Annotated in this window: 4 protein-coding genes and 1 pseudogene; 4 read left to right on the top strand and 1 reads right to left on the bottom strand. The window is 43.0% G+C overall.

The features are described from left to right. Nucleotides 1–453 precede the first annotated feature (453 nt). The 4 genes from WS40_RS10090 to WS40_RS10105 all read left to right on the top strand — a co-directional run bounded on the left by WS40_RS10090 (nucleotide 454) and on the right by WS40_RS10105 (nucleotide 2,906). Nucleotides 454–993: a hypothetical protein gene (locus WS40_RS10090; protein ID WP_046442042.1), complete on the top strand. Its 540-nt coding sequence runs from the start codon at nucleotides 454–456 to the stop codon at nucleotides 991–993. 18 nt (nucleotides 994–1,011) lie between these two features. Then, the gene (locus WS40_RS10095; RefSeq protein WP_046442044.1) at nucleotides 1,012–1,524 is read left to right on the top strand and encodes a hypothetical protein; all 513 of its coding nucleotides are present in this window, start codon (nucleotides 1,012–1,014) and stop codon (nucleotides 1,522–1,524) included. Nucleotides 1,525–1,674: 150 nt separating this feature from the next. Further along, nucleotides 1,675–2,190 carry a hypothetical protein gene (locus WS40_RS10100; RefSeq protein ID WP_046442045.1) on the top strand — a complete coding sequence of 172 codons (516 nt, stop codon included), beginning with the start codon at nucleotides 1,675–1,677 and terminating at the stop codon, nucleotides 2,188–2,190. Next, nucleotides 2,187–2,906, top strand: coding sequence for a hypothetical protein (locus WS40_RS10105; RefSeq protein WP_046442047.1), 720 nt, complete (start codon nucleotides 2,187–2,189; stop codon nucleotides 2,904–2,906). Before WS40_RS10100 ends, WS40_RS10105 begins: the two co-directional genes overlap by 4 nt. 193 nt (nucleotides 2,907–3,099) lie before the next feature. Here WS40_RS10105 and WS40_RS10110 read toward each other — a convergent pair. After that, nucleotides 3,100–4,484, bottom strand: a pseudogene (locus tag WS40_RS10110) (restriction endonuclease); the annotation flags it as partial.

Consider the following 4,484-nt stretch of genomic DNA (forward strand, 5'->3'; position numbering starts at 1 on the left):
AGGCACAATGGCAAAGTAGAGCGCAGTCACCGAGAAGATCACAACAAATTCTATTCGTGCCATAGGTTTTATTCCTGCGACGACTTAAACGTGCAGCTAGCTGCACGTTTAAGTCGAACAAACAACCGTCCTATGCGTCCCCTCAAATGGTTTTCGCCTATCGAATTTCTTAATGATAGTGTCCAATATGATTGACAAACCTACATATCTATTAATAAAAAAGTAACGGTGTTATTATGAGAACTATCGTTTTTGTTGTGCTTTAACGGTCACGGAGATGCTGGACTGTCAAAAAATGAATGCCATATGTATCAAAAAAACTACCGCTTGTGCATTATTTTTACCACTTGTGCAAATGTTGTTGACTTTTTGTTAATAACAATGTATGATTATTGTGAACATTAATGCTATTTAGCAGGAATGTCTGGCTAATGCACAATCAGGAGGAAAATGATGGAGAATAATGAGAACAAAGCAAAAAAACAAAGGATCATAATAGCTGCACTTATTCTGGGCATGATGTTTTGCATAGGCATTACTATTTGGGCTGTGTTTTTCAGAAAGTCAGAAACAAAATCTCTAGTACCTGATTATGCACCTCAGCAGACAGAGCAGAATGCTGAACCTTTGGATGACAACAGCAGAAGTCTTGATGTGCCTGAGGGTGGCGGAGGAATTTCTCTTGAATACGAAAATACAGTGAATATCAAGCTTTCTGATAAAACAGCTTATTTTAGTTATAAGCATCCAAGCAGTTCAACTCAGGATATCGTGCTTTGTATAGAGGTAAATGGTGAGATTATCGCACGCTCAGGTACCATAAAACCAGGTAATCAGCTTAAAACGCTTCCTTTGCTTGAGGGCGAGGCGGACAAACTTAGTGAAGGCACTTATACAGACGCAAATTTTAGAGTTTTAAGTTATGATCCGCAATCAGGTGAAAAAGCAATGGTCGATACGGTGGCAAAAATAACTGTCACTGTTGAAAAATAAATAACGGGGGAATTTATCATGAAAAACAAATTTGCGATCATCACCGCATTAGTGCTTGCAAGCACTAGCGTGGTTACAGCATATGCGGTAAATTCAGAAAAAAATGACGGCAGCGAACCAACAAATATCAAGGTTACAGGAAGCTATATTGATTCCAAGTCAACGACAATGTCTGTGGACGTTGAGTGGGAGGAAATGAATTTTACCTACTTTGGCGGACATAAGGTATGGGATCCTGAAACACATAGCTATACCACAGAGTCTGCATGCTGGTGGGATGAGCCTAAGGCGATAACTGTAACAAACCATTCAAATTCGGCTATTAAAGCACAGTTGAATTTTGCATCAAAGGTCGAAGGACTTAACGGCATGTTTTATGAAGATATTATTTTATTGGAAACAGCCGAAGGCACTGCTGTTGACGCCGCACCTAAAGGTTCAACATATTTCAGTGTAAGTGGAGCAGGGATAGAAACAAACAATACAGATCTTGGCACTATCACAATAACGATCTCTGAAGACATTCAGTAAGTAACTGACGCAATGGTTGTTTCTACCCATGTTGATACAACTCTTTATTATGTAACAGGATCAAATGGAGCATGGAGGGTAGTAAGAAACAATGATATTGGGATTGTACCGATAGCGTAATAAAAAAGTATTCATATCAGGGGGCTTATGATGGATAAGCAAAAAAATGACGGGAAGCTGATCGTATCAGTGCTTATGGTCTGTTTTGCAGTTACCATTGGCGTGATGATATTTGCATTGTGCCGTCCAAATGATAAAAAAAGTGCAGAATTTACTCCACCGCCTTTTGAAAGCACAGCACAGCATGGCAAGCCTGAGGTTTCGGAAAATTTAGGCTATAGCTCTCCGAACAGAGATGATATGAGCTATGATTTTGCGGTGTGCGGAAACGTCACTATGGAAGGCGATAAGGCAATAGTATATCTTACAAATATTGAGGGCAACAATGCCTGGATAAAGCTCAGAGTGTTTGACGAACAGGGAAATATGCTTGGAGAAACGGGTCTTATCAAGCCAAACGAGTATGTGAAATATGTTACGCTCTCAAAGACGCCGGAGGTCGGTACAAAGATAAGGCTTAAGATCATGGGTTACGAGCCGCACACTTATTATAGTGCAGGTGCGGCTTCCTTGAATACACAGATAGGGGGTCAAATAGACCAATGAGAAAAATGACTTCATTCCTTGCTCTTGTGCTTGCATTAAGCATACCTTCTGGTGCTTATGCGGCCGAGGCAAAGCTTGATGATAATAACACAACTGCAAATGGAAATGTTTATGCGGTCTATACAGAAGATGTTCCATGGAACAGTGTGCCTGTTGACGACGATGGAAATGCTGTTATTGATTTTCCAGATGGCACAAGCGTGAAGATCGAGAATGCCGATAAAGATAAAAATCTTGTGGTGGATCAGGTCACAGAGAAGGAAGCTCTTGACTGGTTAAACAGCGTCATGGGAAAAAAGTCTGAAAACACCGTAGCATTTCATATTTATTACATTGACGGAGATTCTATTCTGCCGGCAAATGGAATAAAGGTAACGATAAACATAGACAAAGATCAGGTAAATTCCGTTAAAGGTGATGGTACAGTAAGCAGTCTTAAATGTGAAGAGTCTGACGCAGAAATATCCTTTGTCACAGACGATGCACCTTTCTATGTCCTTGGTACAAAAGCATCTGAAAGTTCATCAGATATATCACCAGACAGCACTGGTAAAAAAGATGATAGCTTACAAAACAGTTCACAGACAGCAGTTCAAAATGTAAACAAAGACGGTGATAAGTCACCTAACACAGGCATAGGAGCAGGTGCAGCATTGACAATGCTGCTGCTTGGTGTCGTTGCCGTAAGCGTGTCAAAAAGAACAAAGGATAAATGATCTGATATTCATAAGGCTCGCCGTTTGCATTGGCGTTATTAAGCAAAAAAAGACTCGCACGAAAATGTGAGGCGCTGATATAGCAGTATAGAATCAATCACTATATTTAGACCAAAACAGCGAGCTATGAAAACGAAATACCGATACTTCATGTTGTGTGAAGTATCGGTATTTTTTCGTTATATATCAAGCCTTATCCGAAAATACTATCCAGCTTTGCTTCCAATGTTCCATTCTTTGCCAACGGCAGTGCATCACACTGACGCAGATGATGCTTCTCAATCAGCTTCCCGCCGTCAAAGCCGAGAATGAAGTGCAGGGCAATCTGATAGATGATCTCTGTCGGTGCAAGCCCGTATACCTGATGTTCAAAGATGTGTTGTAACCGCTGTGCTTTGTCAGGAAATGCCTGTTTCATGCCGTCGCTGTTGAACAGCCGCTTCACAATCTCTGCGATATACAGGCCTGATTTCATGTACAGATCAGCAAAGGTCTTGCTCGGATCATCGAAACAGCCGGGATTTTCCTGCTCCAGCATATTGACCATCTGCTTCACGATACGCTTGGGCGTGAAAATCTGATTGGTCTTCTGTGGTGGGATGTAGTCGAAAATATCCTCTGTATGCGACTCATCAAAGTAATTGCCCAACCGTGTACGCAGTGCGAGAAATTCTTTGATGGAATCATCAAATACCACAGGATCAAACAGCTTTCCGGGATAGCGCTTTTTCTCGCCTGTTTCTGCATCTGTATACGAACCGCCGTCACGCAGGAAGCGGAATTGGTCAAGCGTGATACTGGTCACTTCATAGAATACATCATCGGGGATGATCATATCGAAAGTGGAGAGTGTGGTCTCATCGTCGCCGTATGCCATCAGGAATGACGGGATCGTCCTTGCAAAGCCACGCAGATGGTCACGGACTTCCTCCTCGATGGTCTCCTTGATACGCTCACGCTTCGTGGTCTCGACAGTCTTTACGACTTTCTCACACAAAGTTGGCACAGTCTCCTCCAGCACATTGCTGACACGCTCCTTGAAAGCATCGGTCGCCTCCTGCACCAGTGTATCGAACTGTTCATTGACATCGGCAGCAGTTTGCCCTGTTTCACTCAGATGTGAAAGTGCGTCCTGCCGTTGTGCTTCCAGTGTTTTCTTCTGAATGGAATAATCGCCGTATTCCTGTGTAACAAGCCTGTCCGCTTTCTGTTCAAGTTGCTTTTGGAGCTTCTGTGCATCACGCTTTTTCAGGTCGGCACCATAGGTGTCGTTCGTTACCTGCATCACAGGTGCAACAAGCTCCTTGCGGAATACGTCCTGCAAATGTGATATCTGCTGATCCTCTGTCGATTCGGGGGCAGCAAGTATCTCCTCGGTCTTGCGCTCCAGCGTTTCAGAAATGTCGCTGTAGATTTTATCCCCGAACACATCCTGCGCCGTTCCGATGACAAATTCGTCGGAGAGCTCCACTTCACCCTCGTCATTGACAGACAGGTCTTCCCTTGTTTCAGGAGATACATCTACCAGAGCGCCCTCCGGTGCATTCGGCAGTGAGCTAATAATATCAACGACCTCTG

The sequence above is a fragment of the Ruminococcus sp. N15.MGS-57 genome (genome assembly GCF_000980385.1).
Lineage (GTDB): Bacteria > Bacillota > Clostridia > Oscillospirales > Ruminococcaceae > Hominimerdicola > Hominimerdicola aceti.